Below are 16753 nucleotides of genomic sequence, written 5' to 3' on the forward strand. Positions count from 1 at the left end.
GCGGGCGGTCAGGACGCGGGGCGCTGACCGGCGCGGGCGCGGGCCGCCCGCCGCCGGGGGTACGCCGAGCGCACCTCCATCGCCAGCGCCGGGTCGTTGCTGGTCACCAGCCAGGCGCGACCGGGCCGCATCCAGTAGTGCAGCGACTCCTCGGTGTCGACGGTCCACACCAGCAGCGGCAGGCCGCGGCGCCGGGCGAAGGCGGCCACGCCGCACCGGGCGATGGTGTGCTTGGCGACCACGAGGTTGGCCCGCGAGCGCACGTAGCGTGTGCGCGGACGCAGCTCGGAGAGCCGGATGCGCACCTGCCGGGCCCACGGCAGGCCCGCGACGCGCCGGCCCAGCGAGAGACCGACCAGCAGGTCGTGGCCGGTGTCGTCGGCCCAGTCGCGCACCGCGCGCACGGCCTTGTCGTCGAGGGTGGTGACGATGAGGTTCTCAGCGCCCAGCACCTCGACGGCCATCCGGGTGGCGGCCACCTCGTAGGTCGCGGTGGGGTGGCCGTAGGCCGCCGAGGGCGAGGTGAACTTGAGGTCGATGTGGGCCCGGGCGCGCCCGACCAGCGAGGTCAGCACCTCGTCGTAGCGCAGGAAGTGCGGCGCGCGGGCCGCGAACTCCTCGAAGGTCAGCTCCCCGACCCAGCGCCGGCGGCCCTCCACCCACAGCCAGTCGTCGTGGAAGAGCACGAGGGTGCCGTCGGCGCAGCGCTGCACGTCGAACTCCACGAAGTCCACGTCGAGGGCCAACGCCTGCTCGAGGGCGGGCCGGGTGTTCTCCAGCTCCCGGTCCCCGCCGGCGCCGCAGCGGTGGGCGCTGACCAGCACGGGCTCACGGGTCCTCACCGGGCAAGCCTGACATCCCCCGGCGGGTGGACGCACGACGACCCGCCCGGCGGACCGGGCGGGTCGTCGCGTCGTGGGTCACGCGCCCCGCGGGGCTGCGACCTCGGGACTGGGACCTCGGGGTGGGTCAGACCGTCTGGAGCGGCTCCGTCGGGTGGGGCGCCACGTCGTTGGCGCCGCGCTCGGCGCGCACGGCCTCCTCGATGCGCTTGCCGGTGTCGGCGTCGACAGCCTTCCAGTACTCGAAGGCCCGCTCGAGGATGGGCTCGCTGACCCCGCCGAGCAGGTGGCCCGCGACGTTGCCGACGAAGCGCTCGCGCGCGGCGTCGTCCCAGACCTCGCGCACGAGGGCGCCGGCCTGGCCGAAGTCGTCGTCCTCGGCCCGCAGGGTGTAGGCCTGGCGCACGAACTCGCCGTCGGCCTCCCACCCGTCCTCGGCCGGGCCGGTGAGGTCGGAGTAGGGGTCGTCGTAGGTGTTGGGGGCGTACTTGGAGCGGTCGCCCGTGTGGTCGTAGGCCATCGGGCCGTCGAACTGGTAGGTGTAGGCGCCCTCGACGCGGTGGCGGTTCACCGGCAGCTGCTGGTAGTTGGGGCCGATGCGGTAGCGGTGGGTGTCGGCGTAGGCGAAGACCCGGCCGAGCAGCATCTTGTCGGGGGAGAAGCCGATGCCGGGCACGATGGCCGACGGCTCGAAGGCGGCCTGCTCGATCTGCGCGAAGTGGTTCTCCGGGTTCTTGTTCAGCGTCATGCGGCCCACCTCGTGCAGCGGGTAGTCGCTGTGCGGCCACACCTTGGTGAGGTCGAAGGGGTTGAAGCGGTAGGTCTTCGCCTCGTCGTAGGGCATCACCTGCACGTGCAGGGTCCACGACGGGAACTCGCCGGCGTCGATGGAGTCGAAGAGGTCGCGGCGGTGGAAGTCGGCATCCTCACCGGCGATCCGGTTGGCGTCCTCCTGGGTCAGGCACTCCACGCCCTGGTCGGACTTGAAGTGGAACTTCACCCAGAACTTCTCGCCGGCCTCGTTGTACCAGAGGTAGGTGTGGCTGCCGTAGCCCTGCATGTGGCGCCACGAGCGCGGCACGCCGCGGTCGCCCATGAGCCAGGTGACCTGGTGGGCCGACTCGGGGTTGAGGGTCCAGAAGTCCCACTGCATGTCGTTGTCGCGCAGGCCGTTGGCGCCGCGGCGCTTCTGGCTGCGGATGAAGTGGGGGAACTTCATCGTGTCGCGGATGAAGAAGACCGGGGTGTTGTTGCCGACCAGGTCCCAGTTGCCCTCGGAGGTGTAGAACTTCAGCGAGAAGCCGCGGGGGTCGCGCCAGGTGTCGGGGGAGCCCATCTCGCCGGCGACGGTGGAGAAGCGCGCGAGCATGTCGGTCGACGTGCCGGGCTTGAACATCGCGGCCTTGGTCCACTGCGTCACGTCGGCGGTGACCTCGAAGGTGCCGAAGGCACCCGAGCCCTTGGCGTGCACGTTGCGCTCCGGCACGCGCTCACGGTTGAAGTGGGCCATCTGCTCCACGAAGTGGTGGTCGTGGAGGAGGATCGGCCCGTCGGGACCGAGCGTCAGGCTGTTGCGGTCGCTCGGCGCGGGCGCGCCGGTGCCGGTGGTGGATCCGCTGGTGTTGCCGTGGATCGAGCCGAGTGTCTCGGTCATGCGTGTCATCTCCCGTGGGGTGGTCGGATCGCGCGAGGCGTCCACCCATCGTGTCGCGGATGTGGAACGAGTCAAGGAAGTCACCCTCATGAGTGGGGTCGACCGGTCCCGTCGGCTGGGCGCGGTCTCCTGCGGCCGGGGTCCGCCGTCACCTACGCTGCGCACGTGCCCGACGTCCACGACCTCGCCGCCGGCTGGCGCTCGGGCACCGGGCGCAGCCAGCTCGTCGCGCTGGGCGTGCTGATGGGGCTCGTCGCGGCGTCGTTCGCGGTCTCCACCACCGCCTACACGCTGGTGCCGCTGAGCACCTACTTCGTGTGGGTCCTGCTCGGCATGCTGCTGCTGCGCTTCCGCCCGCTGGTGGTGCTGACGGTCTGGACGGTGAGCGCCGCCGTCGCGGCGGTGCTGCTCGACGGAGGCTTCGACACCGTGCGGACCTCGGGCTGTGTCGCCCTGGTGCTGGCCTCGACCCTGGTGCTCTACCAGTCGAGCCTCCAGCGCAGCGGTCTGCCGGGCCCGCTGGGCGAGGCGATGCTCTCCGACCTGCGCGACCGCCTCCAGTCGCAGGGCACCGTGCCGCCGCTGCCCGAGGGGTGGCGGTGCCAGACGGCCATGGTGGCGGCCCACGGGGTCGGCTACGCCGGTGACTTCATGGTCGCCGACCTCAGCGAGGACGAGCACCACCTCGAGCTCATCCTGGTCGACGTGTGCGGCAAGGGTGTCGCCGCCGGCACGGCCGCGCTGCAGTTCGCCGGAGCCCTCGGCGGTCTCATCGGCGCGCTGCCGCCCCGCGCCATGCTCGCCGCGGCCAACGACTTCCTGCTGCGACAGGAGTCCGACGAGACCTTCGCGACCGCGGCCCACGTCTACGTCGACCTGCGCACGGGCCGCTACTCCGTGCTCAGCGCCGGTCACCCCCCGGCGCTGCGCTGGAGCGCGGGTGAGGGGGAGTGGACGGTCGACAACGCGCGGGGCATGGCCCTCGGCATCCTGCGCCGGCCCGACCTGGAGGCCAGCGAGGGCGTGCTCGGGCCGGGCGACGCCCTGCTCTTCTACACCGACGGCGTCGTCGAGTCGCGCGACGTCGGTCTCGACGAGGGCATCGCCTGGCTGCGTCGCGCGGCGGCCTCGGCGGTGGCCCCGGGCTTCGAGGGCGCGGCGCGGCGCATCCTGCGCCAGGTGGAGCGCGGCGACGACGACCGCGCCGTGCTGCTCCTCGACCGCTCCTGACCACCTGGCTCGGGCCCGAGGGGTGGGCCGCGGCGCCGGCCGGGCACCCAGACTCGACCCATGCCCGAGCTGCCCGAGGTCGAGTCCGCCCGCGCCGTGATCGAGCGCTCGGCGCTGGGGCGGCGCATCGTGTCCGTCGACGACACCGACTCCTACGAGTGCCGCCCGCACGCCCCGGGCGAGATCGCCTCGGCCCTGGTCGGTCGGCGGCTGACCGCGGCCCGTCGCCGGGGCAAGGCGATGTGGTGCGAGACCTCCGGGGCGGGCCGCTCACGCACCCCCGGTCCGCTCCTGGGCATCCACCTGGGCATGGCCGGACGCATCCTGGTCTCGCCCGCCGGCGGCGACGAGGCCGGCCGGCGTGAGACCGACACCGGTGGTGACTACGTCGGCTCCGGCCCCGAGCGTCCGGGCGACCGGGGGCCGCAGAAGCCCGAGTGGTACCGCTTCACCCTGGAGTTCGACGACGGCGGCTCGCTGCGGCTCTTCGACAAGCGTCGCCTCGGTCGCGTGCGCCTCGACCCCGGCCTCGACGCGCTGGGCCCCGACGCCGGTGAGGTCGGCGTCGCCGACTTCCGCCGTCTCGTGGGCCGCGGCACGGCCCCGCTGAAGGCGCGGCTGCTCGACCAGGGGACGCTCGCGGGCATCGGCAACCTGCTCGCCGACGAGGTGCTGTGGCAGGCCTGCCTCGACCCCCGCCGCCCGGCCGGCGAGCTCGACCACGACGAGCTCACCGAGCTGCACGCGGCGCTGCGCTCCGGCGTACGACGAGCGCTGCGGCTCGGCGGGGTCCACACCGGGGAGGTCGTCGCGCACCGCCACGCCGGCGGGCACTGCCCGCGGTGCGGGGCGGAGATGCAGCGCGCCACCGTGGGTGGTCGCACCACCTGGTGGTGCCCGCAGGAGCAGGCCTAGGCGACGGGGCGGCCTCGGGGTCGTCGGGCACGAGGTGCTGCGGACCACCTGCGGTCCCGCCCCTCGGGGTGTGGACGACGAGCGCGGTCCCTGGGGGTCGGGCACACCGGTCTAGACGGTTGTTTCGGGCGGGTTACCGATCGGTACAGGACCCGGGTGGCCCCCGTCGGGGGCCACCCGCTCCCTCCGACACCGCACCTCGGTGCTCCCCCTCAGGAGAGTCTCATGCCCACCCCCGCACTCCCCCGCACGTCGACGCGCGGCCTGGCCCTCGCCGCGACCGGCCTCCTCCTGCTCGTCCCGGTCGGCGCCGGCGCCCTGGCCCCGGCGCACGCCGCGGGTCCAGCCGCCCCCTCCGCCGACTCCACGGCCGACCTCGCCGCCAAGCCCCCCGCGAAGCCCGGCAAGGGTCCCGAAGCGAACCCCGGCAAGGGTTCCGGTGCGAACCCGGGCAAGGGTCCCGGCGCGAACCCGGGCAAGGGACCCGGCGCGAACCCGGGCAAGGGACCCGGCGCGAACCCGGGCAAGGGACCCGGCGCGAACCCGGGCAAGGGACCCGGCGCGAACCCCGGCAAGGGTCCCGCCGCCGACCCGGGCCAGGGCCCCGGAGACGGAGCGGGCGGCACCTCTCCGCAGGGCGAGGACCCTGCCGGCAACAACGGCACGGTGAAGATCGCGCCGCTCGGCGAGATCGACTCGATCCCGCAGAACACGCCGCACCCCGGTTGCACCTTCCAGGTGGAGTGGTACGGCTTCGACGAGGGCGAGGACATCGTGTCGTCGGTGGGCTTCGCGATGCAGGCCCCCACCGGCGACGTCGGCCTCGAGGTAGACGGGCCGCTCCAGGTGCCCGTGGGCGGGGACCCCGCGTCGGGCGCCGGCACCGACACCGGGCTCGACGGCACGCAGGCCTACACCCTGTCGTTCACCGGCGACCCGCACCCGCAGCAGGGCTACCACGTCAAGCTCACGGTGGCCACGCCCGGCTCCCAGGGCAACGACACCAAGACCAAGGTGTTCTGGGTCGAGCCGTGCGAGGAGCCCGCGCGCTCCGAGGGCGCCTCGGGCGGTGCGGGAAGCACCGAGGCCGGCTCCGGGGTCCTCGACGCGGAGCTGAGCGCCGACGCGGACGCGGCGCCGTCCGGCACCGACGTGGGGACGGCCACGGCGACCTCCGCCGACGAGGCCCCCCACAGCTCCGACGCCTCCGCGGTGCCGTCCGCGGTGGACGCGGGGGACGGGGGCGTGCTCGCGGACGCCGTCGACTGGGTGCGCTCGCCGCTGCCGCTCCTCGTCATCGGCCTCGGGGTGCTGCTGGCCGCGGCAGGCGTGGTCACGCAGCGCCGTGCGCGCACCCGTGGCTGACCCGCGGCCGCGGTCGGGGGCCCGCAGCCGGGGAGGAGTGTTCCTCGCGGTCGCCGGCCTGGTCCTCGTGGGCGGGGGAGCGGCGGCCTGGGTCACGGCCGCTCCCCGGGCCGTGCCGTCCGCGCCACCGGCGGCGAGCACGGCCAGCTCGGCCTCCCCACCGACGGCGACCCCGGCCCTGCGCGAGGCGGTGCCGGCGCCCCGGCGCCCCGGGGCGCCCGTCGAGCTGGTCGTGCCCGCGCTCGGCGTCGCGGCACCCGTCGAGCCCGTGCGGGCGCCCGGTGGGGTGCTCGTGCCGCCGAGCGACCCGCGCCGGCTCGGCTGGTGGGCCGGCGGCGCCCGCCCGGGCGACGCCCGCGGGAGCGCCCTGGTGGCGGGTCACACCGTGCACACCGGGGGTGGCGCCCTCGACGACCTGGAGACGCTGCGACGTGGGGCACCGGTGCGCGTGCGCACCGACCGCGCTCTCCTGCGCTACGAGGTGACGAGCGTGCGCGTCTTCGAGAAGGGCCGCCTGGCGCGGGAGTCGGCCCGTCTCTTCAGCCAGGAGGCCCGGGGTCGTCTGGTCCTGCTGACGTGCGAGGACTGGGACGGGTCGCGCTACCTCGCCAACGTGGTCGTCGTCGCGGAGCCGACCGCCACCCCGTGAGGCCCCGGGGCCTCAGCGTGATCGGCGTACCGCCGCCAGCACGAGCCCGGCCAGGAGGGCACCCAGCGTGCCGAGCACCTCGTCGGCGAGGGTGTCCTCGTAGGCCGTGGCGGCCTCGGTGCCGTGGCGGATGAAGGTGAGCCACTCCCCGGCCTCCCACGCGATGGCCAGCACCGCTCCGATCCCGGTGACCACGAGCACGACCTGCCAGCCGCGCGGCAGCGTGGGGGCGACCAGGAGGCCCAGGCCACCGCACAGCAGGGCCCAGTTGGCGAGGTGGTTGGCGTCGTCCCACCACACGACGGCGTCGTAGAGGTCGAGGCTGTTGCCGGTGACGTCGACCAGGAAGGGCAGCATCACCAGCGTTGTCGCGGCGTACGGCGCAGGCGCCCGGTCGGCGGCGGGGCGGCGGCGGGAGGCGAGCCACCAGACGGCCGGCACCACCAGCATCAGCACGGGGTAGGCCAGCAGCCGTGCACCGAAGGCCTTGCCCTCGAAGCGCTCGATCCCGGGCACCCACTGGGCCACGGCCAGCTGCCCCACCGTGAGCAGCAGCACGAGCACCGGCAGCAGACGGTGGAGGCGGTGGCCGGGGCTGGGGACCGGTGTCGTGGTGGGTGTCGTGGCGGCTGGCATGACGGCATCCTGGCCGGAATAGCGCGCTGGGCGCATGGGTTGGGATACTCAGTACGCATTTCAACTATCTCGCGGCACCAGCAGGTCAGGAGCCCCCGCCATGCAGTCCCAGGTCCAGTCCCAGGTCCAGCCCCAGGTCCAGATCGGCCTCTTCAGCGTCGGCGACGTCACCGCCGACCCCACCACGGGCCGGACCCCCACCGAGCACGAGCGGATCAAGGCCCAGGTGCGGATCGCGCGCAAGGCCGAGGAGGTCGGGCTCGACGTCGTGGCCGTGGGCCAGCACCACAACCCGCCCTTCGTGGCCTCCTCGCCGACGACCACGATGGCCTACATCGCCGCCCAGACCGAGCGGATCCTGCTGTCGACGTCGACGACGCTGATCACGACGACCGACCCGGTGCGCATCGCCGAGGACTACGCGACGCTGCAGCACCTCACCGACGGACGCATGGACCTCATGCTCGGGCGCGGCAACACCGGCCCGGTCTACCCGTGGTTCGGCAAGGACGTGCGCGACGGCATCGAGCTCGCGGTGGAGAACTACGCGCTCCTGCACCGTCTGTGGCGCGAGGACGTCGTCGACTGGCAGGGCCGCCACCGCACCCCGCTGCAGGGCTTCACCGCCACGCCCCGTCCGCTCGACGGCGTGGCGCCCTTCGTGTGGCACGGCTCGATCCGCAGCCCCGAGATCGCCGAGCAGGCGGCCTACTACGGCGACGGGTTCTTCTCCAACCACATCTTCTGGCCCGCCTCCCACACCCGCCAGATGGTCGCGCTCTACCGTCGACGCTTCGAGCACTACGGCCACGGCCGCGCCGACCAGGCGATCGTGGGCCTCGGCGGCCAGGCCTTCATGGCCCGACGCAGCCAGGACGCGGTGCGACGGTTCCGGCCGTACTTCGACAACGCCCCGGTCTACGGGCACGGCCCCTCGCTGGAGGACTTCACCGCGCAGACCCCCCTCACCGTCGGGTCGCCGCAGCAGGTGCTGGAGCGCACCCTGGGCTTCCGGGAGTACGTCGGCGACTACCAGCGCCAGCTCTTCCTGCTCGACCACGCCGGCCTGCCGCTCGACGTCGTGCTCGAGCAGCTCGACCTGCTCGGTGAGATCCTGCCCGACCTGCGGGCCGGCTACGCCGCGATGCGGGCCCCGGGCGTGCCCGACGCGCCCACCCACGCCGCGCGGGTGGCGGCCGCCTCGCCCGCCGGCGAGCCGGCTCGCGAGGAGGTGTCGGCGTGAGCCGGGCGACGCGCCTGGTGGTCGTCAGCGCCGGTCTGTCGGTGCCGTCGTCGACCCGGCTCCTGGCCGACCGGCTCGCGGGGGCCACCGTCGAGGCGCTCGGGGAGGGGGGCGAGGGGCCGGTGGAGGTGACGGTCGTCGAGCTGCGGCCGCTGGCCCACGCGCTGGCCGACCGCCTGCTCACCGGGTTCGCCGGCGACGAGCTCGGCGCCGCGATCGACACCGTCGGCGGTGCCGACGCCCTGATCGTCGTCACGCCGGTCTTCGCGGCGTCGTACTCCGGGCTCTTCAAGACCTTCTTCGACGTGCTCGAGCCCGACCTGCTGGAGGGCACCCCGGTGCTCGTGGCGGCCACGGCCGGCACGCCGCGTCACTCGCTGGTGCTCGACCACGCGCTGCGTCCGCTCTTCGGCTACCTGCGCGCCGTGGTCGTGCCGACGGGGGTGTTCGCCGCGAGCGAGGACTTCGGGTCGCCGGACCTGCAGGAGCGCGTGGAGCGCGCAGCAGGTCAGCTCGCGGGCCTGGTCTCGCCCCGGCGCGGGCTACGAGCCGTGCCCCGGCGCCGCGACGAGCTGGTCGACCCGGTGCCCTTCGTCGAGCGGCTGCGTGCCGCCGGCCAGCTGCCCGGCGGCTGACCGGCCGCCCGTGGGCGACCCGCTGGCCACGCGGGACGCAGCACGGCCCCGCGGCGGGGCCGCGGGGCCGTGCGGTGCGGACGCGCAGGCTCAGTGCTGGTAGGTGCCCTGCACGATGGCCCGCCCGGCGGTCTTGAACGCGAGGTTGAACGAGACCACGGTCGCGCTGGCGTCGGAGTCGACGCCGAGGCTCTCCTCGGTCACCGCGTGCACCACGAAGTAGTAGCGGTGCACCTGGTCGCCCTGCGGCGGGGCGGCGCCGGTGAAGGCCTTGGTGCCCGCGTCGTTGCGGCACATGAAGGCCGAGCCGGGCAGCTCCGCGCCCTCGCGACCGATCCCGGCGGGCAGCTCGGTGCAGTCGGCGGGGAGGTCGACGAGCACCCAGTGCCAGAAGCCCGACGGGGTCGGGGCGTCGGGGTCGAAGCAGGTGACGGTGTAGCTCTTGGTGCCCTCGGGCCCCTGCTCCCACGACAGGTGCGGCGAGGAGTCCCCGGCGGAGGCCACCTGGTCGTCCTTCAGCGGGGCGCCCTGCGTCACGTCGTCGCTGGTCACCGTGAAGGACGGCACCTTCGGCAGCAGCTCGTAGGGGTCCGGGCTCACCGGTCGGTCCAGGGACATGCGTCGTCTCCCATCAGTAGGCGCACCTGCGGCTGTTCCACAGGAGTCGTTCGATGTTCAACCTAGTCCGGCCCCCGAACCCAGGTCACCAGCCCGGAGGGGGGAGCGGCGACAATGGGCGCGTGGACGACTTCCCGACCTACCTCTCCGGCCTGCGCCTGCACGATCGGCGCGTCGTCGTCGTGGGGGGCGGGCACGTCGCCCAGCGACGCATCCCGCTGCTCATCGCCGTCGGCGCCCGGGTCGTCGTCGTCTCGCCCCACGTCACCCCCGCGATCGAGGGGCTCGTCGGCGGCGGGGAGGTCACCTGGCACGCCCGGGGCTTCGACGACGCCGACCTCGACGACACCTGGTACGCCGTGGCCGCCACCGACGACCAGGCCGTCAACGAGCGGGTCTCCGCCGCGGCGGAGGCGCGCCGGGTCTTCTGCGTGCGCGCCGACGACGCCATGCGGGCCACGGCCTGGACGCCGGCGGTCGGTCGCCACGACGGCGTGACCGTGGCGGTGCTGGGGCAGCGCCAGCCCCGCCGCTCGGCGCTGGTGCGCGACGAGATCGTCGAGGCGCTCCAGGCCGGCACCCTCGGTGCGGTGCACGAGCGCGGCGAGCGCACCCCGGGCGTCGTCCTGGTCGGCGGCGGGCCGGGAGACCCCGACCTGGTCTCGGTGGCCGGGCGCAAGGCGCTGATGGAGGCCGACGTGGTCGTGGCCGACCGGCTCGCCCCCCGCGAGCTGCTCGGCGACCTGCCGCCCGACGTGGAGCTCATCGACGTCACCAAGCTGCCCCGCGGTCGCGCGGCGGCCCAGGAGGAGATCAACCGGGTCATCGTCGAGCGGGCCCTCGCCGGGCAGCGGGTCGCCCGCTTCAAGGGCGGCGACAACTTCGTCTTCGGCCGCGGCTACGAGGAGGTCATCGCGTGCCGCGAGGCCGGCGTGCCGGTGCGGGTCATCCCGGGTCTCAGCAGCTCCATCGCCGTGCCGGCCGTCGCGGGCATCCCGGTGACCCACCGCGGGGTCGCCCACGAGTTCACCGTCGTCTCCGGCCACCTGCCGCCCGGGCACCCCGAGTCGCTCACCGACTGGAAGGCCCTGGCCCGCCTGCACGGCACGGTCGTCGCGCTCATGGCCGTGCAGAACGCCGGCGCGATCGCCGCCGCCATGGTCGACGGCGGCCGCGACCCCCGCACGCCCGTGGCCGTCGTGTGCGACGGCACGATGCCGGGGGAGCGCACCGTGCTGAGCCGCCTGGAGACGCTGGCCGCCGACCTGGCCGCCGACGCGGTCAAGCCGCCCGCGATCATCGTCATCGGTCCGGTCGTGGCCGTGGCGCACCCCGAGGCCTACCCCGACGTGCCCCTCGTGCTCGACCGCCCGGACGCCCACACGGTGCCGCCGCGCGGCGACGGCCTGGTCTGATGGCCACGCTGGTCGAGATCGAGGACCCGGCCGACCCGCGGCTGGTCGACTACCGCGACCTGCGCGACGTCGAGCTGCGCAAGGCGCTCGAGGCCGAGCACGGCCTCTTCCTCGCCGAGGGCGAGAAGGTGGTGCGGCGCTCGGTGGAGGCCGGCTTCGAGCCGCGCTCCTTCCTCATGGCGCCGCGGTGGCTCGAGGGCCTCGGCGACGTCCTCGCGACGACCGACGCGCCCTGCTACGTGCTGTCGGAGGCCCTCGCCGAGCAGGTCACGGGATTCCACGTGCACCGGGGCGCTCTGGCGTCCCTCGAGCGGCGTCCGCTGCCCAGCGTCGAGTCGGTGGTGGCCGGGGCGCGCTCGGTCCTGGTGCTGGAGGACCTCGTCGACCACACCAACGTCGGCGCGATCTTCCGCTGCGGCGCCGCGCTCGGCTTCGACGCGGTGCTGCTGGCCCCGCGCTGCGCCGACCCCCTCTACCGCCGCTCGATCAAGGTCGGCATGGGTGCGGTCTTCACCCTGCCCTGGACGCGGGTCGACGACTGGGCCACGGCGCTGCCGCGCCTCTCCGAGCTCGGCTTCACCACCGTGGCCCTCACGCTGGCCGACGACGCCACCGAGGTGGAGCAGGCGGTGGCCGGGCTCGACAAGGTGGCGCTGGTGCTCGGCTCCGAGGGGCACGGGCTCTCGCCGCGGTGGGAGCGTGCGGCCGACCGCCGCGCGGTCATCCCCATGGCCGCCGGCATCGACTCCCTCAACGTCGCCGCCGCCACGGCCGTGGCCTGCTACGTCACGGCGCGCCGCTCCTGACCCTGCCCACCCGACCGGACCCGACAGCCTGGGTGGGGGGAGCGGGCCGTCAGGACCCGGCGGGCCAGTCGACGGGGTAGTCCTCGACCGCCCGGTCGTGCTCCTTCTGGAGCCGCTTGCGCACCTTGGTGGGCAGCCGGTCGCCGAAGACGGTGCCCCGGGTGTGGTCGGTCTCGTGCTGCAGGCACCGCGCGAGCAGGCCGTCGCCGGTGAAGGTCACGGGCCGGCCGTCGAGACCCTGGCCGGTGACGGTGGCGAGGTCGGGGCGGGCGCACTCGACGAAGGCGCCGGGGAAGGAGAGGCAGCCCTCGTCGGAGTCGTCGAGCTGGCGCTCGCGCCCCTCGGGCAGCGTCACCTCGGGGTTGCACACCACGCCGACGGTGCGCTCGCCCCGGGCGTCGGGGCAGTCGAAGACGAAGACCGCCACGTCCTCGCCGATCTGGCAGGCGGCCAGGCCCACGCCGTCCGCGGCGTACATCGTGGCGACCATGTCGGCCACGAGCGCGCGCAGGTCCTCGTCGAAGGACGTGACGGCCTGCTGGGGGCGGTGCATGACCGGCGTGCCCCAGCGCGTGACGGGCCGGACGGTGCCTCCGGTGGGCAGGGGGCCGAAGGGTGCGTGCTCGGGCGGGGCGGTCTGCTCGGACATGGCCTCGATCCTAGGAGGGAGGGCCCGGGGGAGCGGAAACCGCGTGTGACCGGTCGCATGGGACGAGGTGTAGCGCTGGGTGTAACTGCCAGTTACATTTGGCGCATGGACCTGACCAAGAGCTTGCGACCCGGGGGGAAGCACGGCGTCTCCTCCCAGGAGTCGCGCGACCCCATCGGCCTCGCCGTGGCCGCCCTCAACAAGCTGGCGCAGAGCGACCTGATCGACCGCATCGGTCTGCGCCGGCCCGCCGAGCAGGCGGTCTTCACCGCCACCCGCAACGGCTTCAAGACCGCCACCGCGGCCAGTCGCACCTTCGCCCGGGCCGGCTCCCGTGCGACGCCGGGCGTGCGGGTGCCGGCGGCCGCACCGAAGGGCGTCTTCGACCTCACCCCGACCGAGGACGAGCAGATGCTCGTCGACGTCGTCTCGGAGTACGCCGCGGAGGTGCTGCGCCCGGCCGCCACCGAGGCCGACGACGCCTGCGCGGCCCCCGAGCCGGTGCTCAAGGCAAGCCTCGAGATCGGCCTGCCGATCCTCGGCGTGCCCGAGTCGCTGGGCGGCATCTCCGAGGAGCGCTCGGCCATGGCCGGCACCCTCGTGGCCGAGGCGCTCGCGAAGGGCGACATGGGCCTGGCCGTGGCCGCGCTCGCCCCCGGAGCGGTCGCGACCGCACTCGGTCTGTGGGGCAGCGAGGAGCAGCAGCAGACCTACCTGCCCGCCTTCGCCGGCGACGAGGTGCCCGCCGCCGCCCTAGCCCTGACCGAGCCCGCCGTGCTCTTCGACGTGCTCTCGCCGAGCACGACGGCGCGCCGCAGCGGCGAGGGCTTCGTGCTCGACGGCGTCAAGAGCGCCGTGGTGCGTGGCGCCGAGGCCGAGCTCTTCGTGGTGGGCGCGTCGCTGGAGGGCAAGCCGGCCCTCTTCCTCGTGGAGTCCTCGGCCGACGGCCTCGCCGTCGAGGCCGACCCCTCCATGGGCGTGCGCGCCGCCTCCCTCACCCGGCTGAGCCTGTCCGGGGTCTCCGTGCCGGCCGGCGCCCTGCTGGGCTCCGCCGACGGCTCCACCTACACCGAGTGCGTGCGTCTGTCCCGCCTCGCCTGGTGCGCCCTCGCCGTGGGCACCGGCCAGGCCGTGCTCGACTACGTCACGCCCTACGTCAAGGAGCGCGAGGCCTTCGGCGAGCCGATCGCCCACCGCCAGTCGGTGGCCTTCATGGTCGCCAACATCGCCATCGAGCTCCAGGCCATGCGCCTGCTCACCTACAAGGCCGCCGCCCGCGCCGCCGCGGGCAAGGACTTCACCCGCGAGGTCGCGCTGGCCCGCCGCTCGTGCAGCGACCGGGGCATGCAGATCGGCCTCGACGGCGTGCAGCTGCTCGGTGGTCACGGCTTCGTCAAGGAACACCCCGTCGAGCGCTGGTACCGCGACCTCCGCGCGGTCGGCGTCATGGAAGGAAGCGTGCTGGTCTGATGATCAACCTCGACGACCCCAAGAAGCTGCGCCCGCTGGCCAGCCAGGCCCACCAGGTCGCCATGAACATGCTGCGACCCATCTCGCGCAAGTACGACCGCGCCGAGCACGAGTACCCCCAGGAGCTCGACATGCTCGCGGCGATGATCGACGGCCTCTCCGAGTCGGGCGCGAGCTCCGGCGCCGGGGCCTCGGGCGTGCGCCGCGACGAGAAGGAGGAGAAGGCCGGCGTCAAGAACGGCACCAACCTGGCCTCGGTCATGTCGATCCAGGAGATGTGCTGGGGCGACGTGGGACTGCTGCTGTCGATGCCCCGCCAGGGTCTCGGCAACTCCGCCATCGCCAGCGTCGCCGACGACGAGCAGCTCGAGCGCTTCGACGGTGTCTGGGCCGGCATGGCCATCACCGAGCCCGGCACCGGCTCCGACTCGGCCAACATCAAGACGACCGCCGTGCTCGACGGCGACGAGTACGTCCTGAACGGCGAGAAGATCTACGTCACCGCCGGTGGCCGCGCCGACCACATCGTGGTCTGGGCGACCCTCGACCGCGACCTGGGCCGGGCCGCGATCAAGTCCTTCGTGGTGCCCAAGGGCACCCCTGGCATGCGCGTCGACCGGCTCGAGCACAAGCTCGGGATCCGCGCCTCCGACACCGCGACGATCATCTTCGAGGACTGCCGGGTGCCGAAGGAGAACCTGCTGGGCTCCCCGGAGGTCGACGTCAAGCAGGGCTTCGCCGGCGCCATGGCGACCTTCGACAACACCCGCCCGCTCGTCGCGGCGATGGCGATCGGCTGCGCCAAGGCCTCGCTCGACCTGACGCGCGACCTGCTCGAGCAGGCCGGCGTTGTCATCGACTACGACCGCCCCGCCGTCACCCAGTCGGCCGCCGCGGGGAAGTTCCTCCAGATGGAGGCCGACTGGGAGGGCGCGCGCCTGCTCACCCTCCAGGCGGCCTGGATGGCCGACAACCGCGAGCCCAACAGCCTGGAGGCGTCGATGGCCAAGGCCAAGGCGGGCCGGGTGGGCTCCGACATCACGCTGAGCTGTGTCGAGCTGGCCGGATCCATCGGCTACAGCGAGGCCGAGCTGCTCGAGAAGTGGTCGCGCGACTCCAAGATCCTCGACATCTTCGAGGGCACGCAGCAGATCCAGCAGCTCATCGTGGCCCGTCGCGTCCTGGGGCTGAGCAGCGCCGAGCTGAAGTGAGCCCGTCCCCGCGCCGCCACGGCGGCGCGGTGGACACGGCGGAGGCCGCGCACCGGTCGAGGGGGGGACCGACGGTGCGCGGCCTCCGTGCGTCACGGGCCGTGCCGGCTCAGGAGTCGGACGACCTGGACGAGCCCTCGTCGGTGACCGGTGCGTCGGCGGTCTTGGGCGGCGCGTGGTCGATGGCCTCCGCGACCACCGCAGGGCTCGGCACCCCGCCGGCGGCGGCGTCGGCGGAGGCCGGCGTGGCCGCCGACTTCGTGGCGGTCGACGTCTGCGGGGCAGCGGCCTTCCCCGCTCCGGCCTTCCCCTCCCCGGCCTTCTTCGCCGCGGACTTCGTGGCCGTGGCCTTCTTCGCGGTGGCGGTCTTCTTAGCCGAGGCCTTCTTCGCGGGGGCGCTCTTCGTGGCCGCGGGCTTCGTGGCCGGGGCCTTCTTCGTGGGAGCCGTCGTCGCGGGTGACTCCTCCTGGGTCGCCGCGCGCGTGGGCAGCCTGTCGCCCGGGCCGTCGGCCGGGATCTCGGTGGGCGTCGCGCCGGCCCCCATCGAGGCCGTCCTGGCCACGTCGGCCGGGGTCGCGTCGACGTGCTCCGGGTCGGCTGCGGCATCGATCGAGGTCTCGGGAGCCGCCGAGGCCGCGGTCTTCGCGGTCTTCGCGGCCTTCTTGGCCGGGGCCTTTTTCGCCGGGGCCTTCGTGGCCGGGGCTGCCGGAGTGTCGGACGTCGTGGCGGCCGCGTTCGCGGTGGTGGTCTTCTTCGCGGGGGCCTTTGTCGCGGGGGCCTTTGTCGCCGGGGCCGCCGGGTCGGGCACGGCGGCCTTCGTCGACGCTGTCGGCTTCGCGGAAGCCTTCGCGGTGGGGGTCTTCTTCGCGGGGGCCTTTGTCGCCGGGGCCGCCGGGTCGGGCACGGCGGCCTTCGTCGACGCTGTCGGCCTCGCGGAAGCCTTCGTGGCGGCGGTCTTGCCCGCTGCACTTTTCTTCGTGGCGGTCTTCTTCGTGTCGGCCTTCCCCGCCGGCGTCCTCGCGGCGGGGGCCTTCGCGGCCGGCGCGACCGGGTCGCCGGCGACCTTGCCCGAGGCCGCGGGGGTCGGGGCGGGTCCGGCGGGCGCCGAGGTCGGTGCGGGGGCCGCCGCCTCGGTGGGGGCGGGCGCAGTGCCGGCCGCGCCCTTGCGTCCGGGCACCAGAGACGTGACGGTCCCGGCGGCCTTGCCGGCCACGTCGAGCGGCAGCTTGGCCACTCCCTTCACGGCATCCTTCACGCCGCCGGCGGCGCCGGCCGCCGCACCCGCGGCTGCGCTCGTCACCTCGCCGGTGAGGTCCTTGATCTTGCCGAGCTTCTTGCGGGCCACGTGAGCCTCCTGTGGTGTCGGTCGTGCGGTTACCGTCCGGTATACTGCCATCCGACCACCCTCGCCTCAC

Annotated in this window: 16 protein-coding genes; 11 read left to right on the top strand and 5 right to left on the bottom strand. The window is 74.2% G+C overall.

What is annotated here, in order from left to right; genetic code table 11:
• Positions 1-8 precede the first annotated feature (8 nt).
• Positions 9-842, bottom strand: coding sequence for a glycerophosphodiester phosphodiesterase (locus tag ASF47_RS13205; RefSeq protein WP_162242277.1), 834 nt, complete (start codon positions 840-842; stop codon positions 9-11).
• Between the two features lie 127 nt (positions 843-969).
• Positions 970-2496, bottom strand: coding sequence for a catalase (locus ASF47_RS13210; RefSeq protein WP_056864379.1), 1527 nt, complete (start codon positions 2494-2496; stop codon positions 970-972).
• Between the two features lie 165 nt (positions 2497-2661).
• Between ASF47_RS13210 and ASF47_RS13215 the strand changes: the two genes are divergently transcribed.
• The 4 genes from ASF47_RS13215 to ASF47_RS13230 all read left to right on the top strand — a co-directional run bounded on the left by ASF47_RS13215 (position 2662) and on the right by ASF47_RS13230 (position 6655).
• Positions 2662-3726 carry a PP2C family protein-serine/threonine phosphatase gene (locus tag ASF47_RS13215; protein WP_056864380.1) on the top strand — a complete coding sequence of 355 codons (1065 nt, stop codon included), beginning with the start codon at positions 2662-2664 and terminating at the stop codon, positions 3724-3726.
• A gap of 60 nt (positions 3727-3786) precedes the next feature.
• Entirely contained in the window at positions 3787-4641 is an 855-nt protein-coding gene (locus ASF47_RS13220; protein WP_056864381.1) for an Fpg/Nei family DNA glycosylase, read from the top strand.
• Between the two features lie 225 nt (positions 4642-4866).
• Entirely contained in the window at positions 4867-6006 is a 1140-nt protein-coding gene (locus tag ASF47_RS13225; RefSeq protein ID WP_056864382.1) for a hypothetical protein, read from the top strand.
• 37 nt (positions 6007-6043) lie between these two features.
• Positions 6044-6655, top strand: coding sequence for a class F sortase (locus ASF47_RS13230; RefSeq protein WP_082500272.1), 612 nt, complete (start codon positions 6044-6046; stop codon positions 6653-6655).
• A gap of 12 nt (positions 6656-6667) precedes the next feature.
• Here the strand turns inward: ASF47_RS13230 and ASF47_RS13235 are convergent, their stop codons facing one another.
• Entirely contained in the window at positions 6668-7291 is a 624-nt protein-coding gene (locus ASF47_RS13235) for a hypothetical protein (protein WP_235558743.1), read from the bottom strand.
• Between the two features lie 100 nt (positions 7292-7391).
• On the opposite strand from ASF47_RS13235, the gene ASF47_RS13240 reads away from it, so the two are divergent.
• Positions 7392-8534, top strand: a complete 1143-nt coding sequence (locus ASF47_RS13240) for an LLM class flavin-dependent oxidoreductase (RefSeq protein WP_056864383.1) — start codon at positions 7392-7394, stop codon at positions 8532-8534.
• The gene (locus ASF47_RS13245) at positions 8531-9169 is read left to right on the top strand and encodes an FMN reductase (RefSeq protein ID WP_056864384.1); all 639 of its coding nucleotides are present in this window, start codon (positions 8531-8533) and stop codon (positions 9167-9169) included. The genes ASF47_RS13240 and ASF47_RS13245 overlap by 4 nt, the downstream gene beginning before the upstream one ends.
• 90 nt (positions 9170-9259) lie before the next feature.
• Here ASF47_RS13245 and ASF47_RS13250 read toward each other — a convergent pair whose 3' ends face one another.
• On the bottom strand, positions 9260-9787 hold the full coding sequence (locus ASF47_RS13250) for a YbhB/YbcL family Raf kinase inhibitor-like protein (RefSeq protein ID WP_056864385.1): 528 nt from the start codon (positions 9785-9787) through the stop codon (positions 9260-9262).
• Between the two features lie 122 nt (positions 9788-9909).
• On the opposite strand from ASF47_RS13250, the gene cobA reads away from it, so the two are divergent.
• Entirely contained in the window at positions 9910-11202 is a 1293-nt protein-coding gene (gene cobA / locus ASF47_RS13255; RefSeq protein WP_082500273.1) for a uroporphyrinogen-III C-methyltransferase, read from the top strand.
• Positions 11202-12008 (top strand): TrmH family RNA methyltransferase, encoded by an 807-nt coding sequence (locus ASF47_RS13260; protein ID WP_056864386.1) that lies wholly within the window; start codon positions 11202-11204, stop codon positions 12006-12008. The genes cobA and ASF47_RS13260 overlap by 1 nt, the downstream gene beginning before the upstream one ends.
• A gap of 49 nt (positions 12009-12057) precedes the next feature.
• On the opposite strand, the gene def is transcribed toward ASF47_RS13260, so the two are convergent.
• Complete coding sequence (gene def, locus ASF47_RS13265) at positions 12058-12657, bottom strand: peptide deformylase (protein WP_056864387.1); 600 nt, start codon at positions 12655-12657, stop codon at positions 12058-12060.
• A gap of 105 nt (positions 12658-12762) precedes the next feature.
• Here def and ASF47_RS13270 point away from each other — a divergent pair, with 105 nt between their 5' ends.
• The 3 genes from ASF47_RS13270 (at position 12763) to ASF47_RS13280 (ending at position 16687) form a co-directional block, all read left to right on the top strand.
• Complete coding sequence (locus ASF47_RS13270; protein ID WP_082500274.1) at positions 12763-14127, top strand: acyl-CoA dehydrogenase family protein; 1365 nt, start codon at positions 12763-12765, stop codon at positions 14125-14127.
• Complete coding sequence (locus ASF47_RS13275) at positions 14127-15338, top strand: acyl-CoA dehydrogenase family protein (RefSeq protein WP_056864388.1); 1212 nt, start codon at positions 14127-14129, stop codon at positions 15336-15338. The genes ASF47_RS13270 and ASF47_RS13275 overlap by 1 nt, the downstream gene beginning before the upstream one ends.
• Before the next feature lie 182 nt (positions 15339-15520).
• A complete protein-coding gene (locus ASF47_RS13280; RefSeq protein ID WP_156697885.1) occupies positions 15521-16687 on the top strand; it encodes a hypothetical protein in 1167 nt (388 codons plus the stop codon).
• Positions 16688-16753: the final 66 nt, after the last annotated feature.

Source organism: Nocardioides sp. Leaf285 (genome assembly GCF_001422955.1).
Taxonomy (GTDB): domain Bacteria; phylum Actinomycetota; class Actinomycetes; order Propionibacteriales; family Nocardioidaceae; genus Nocardioides; species Nocardioides kribbensis.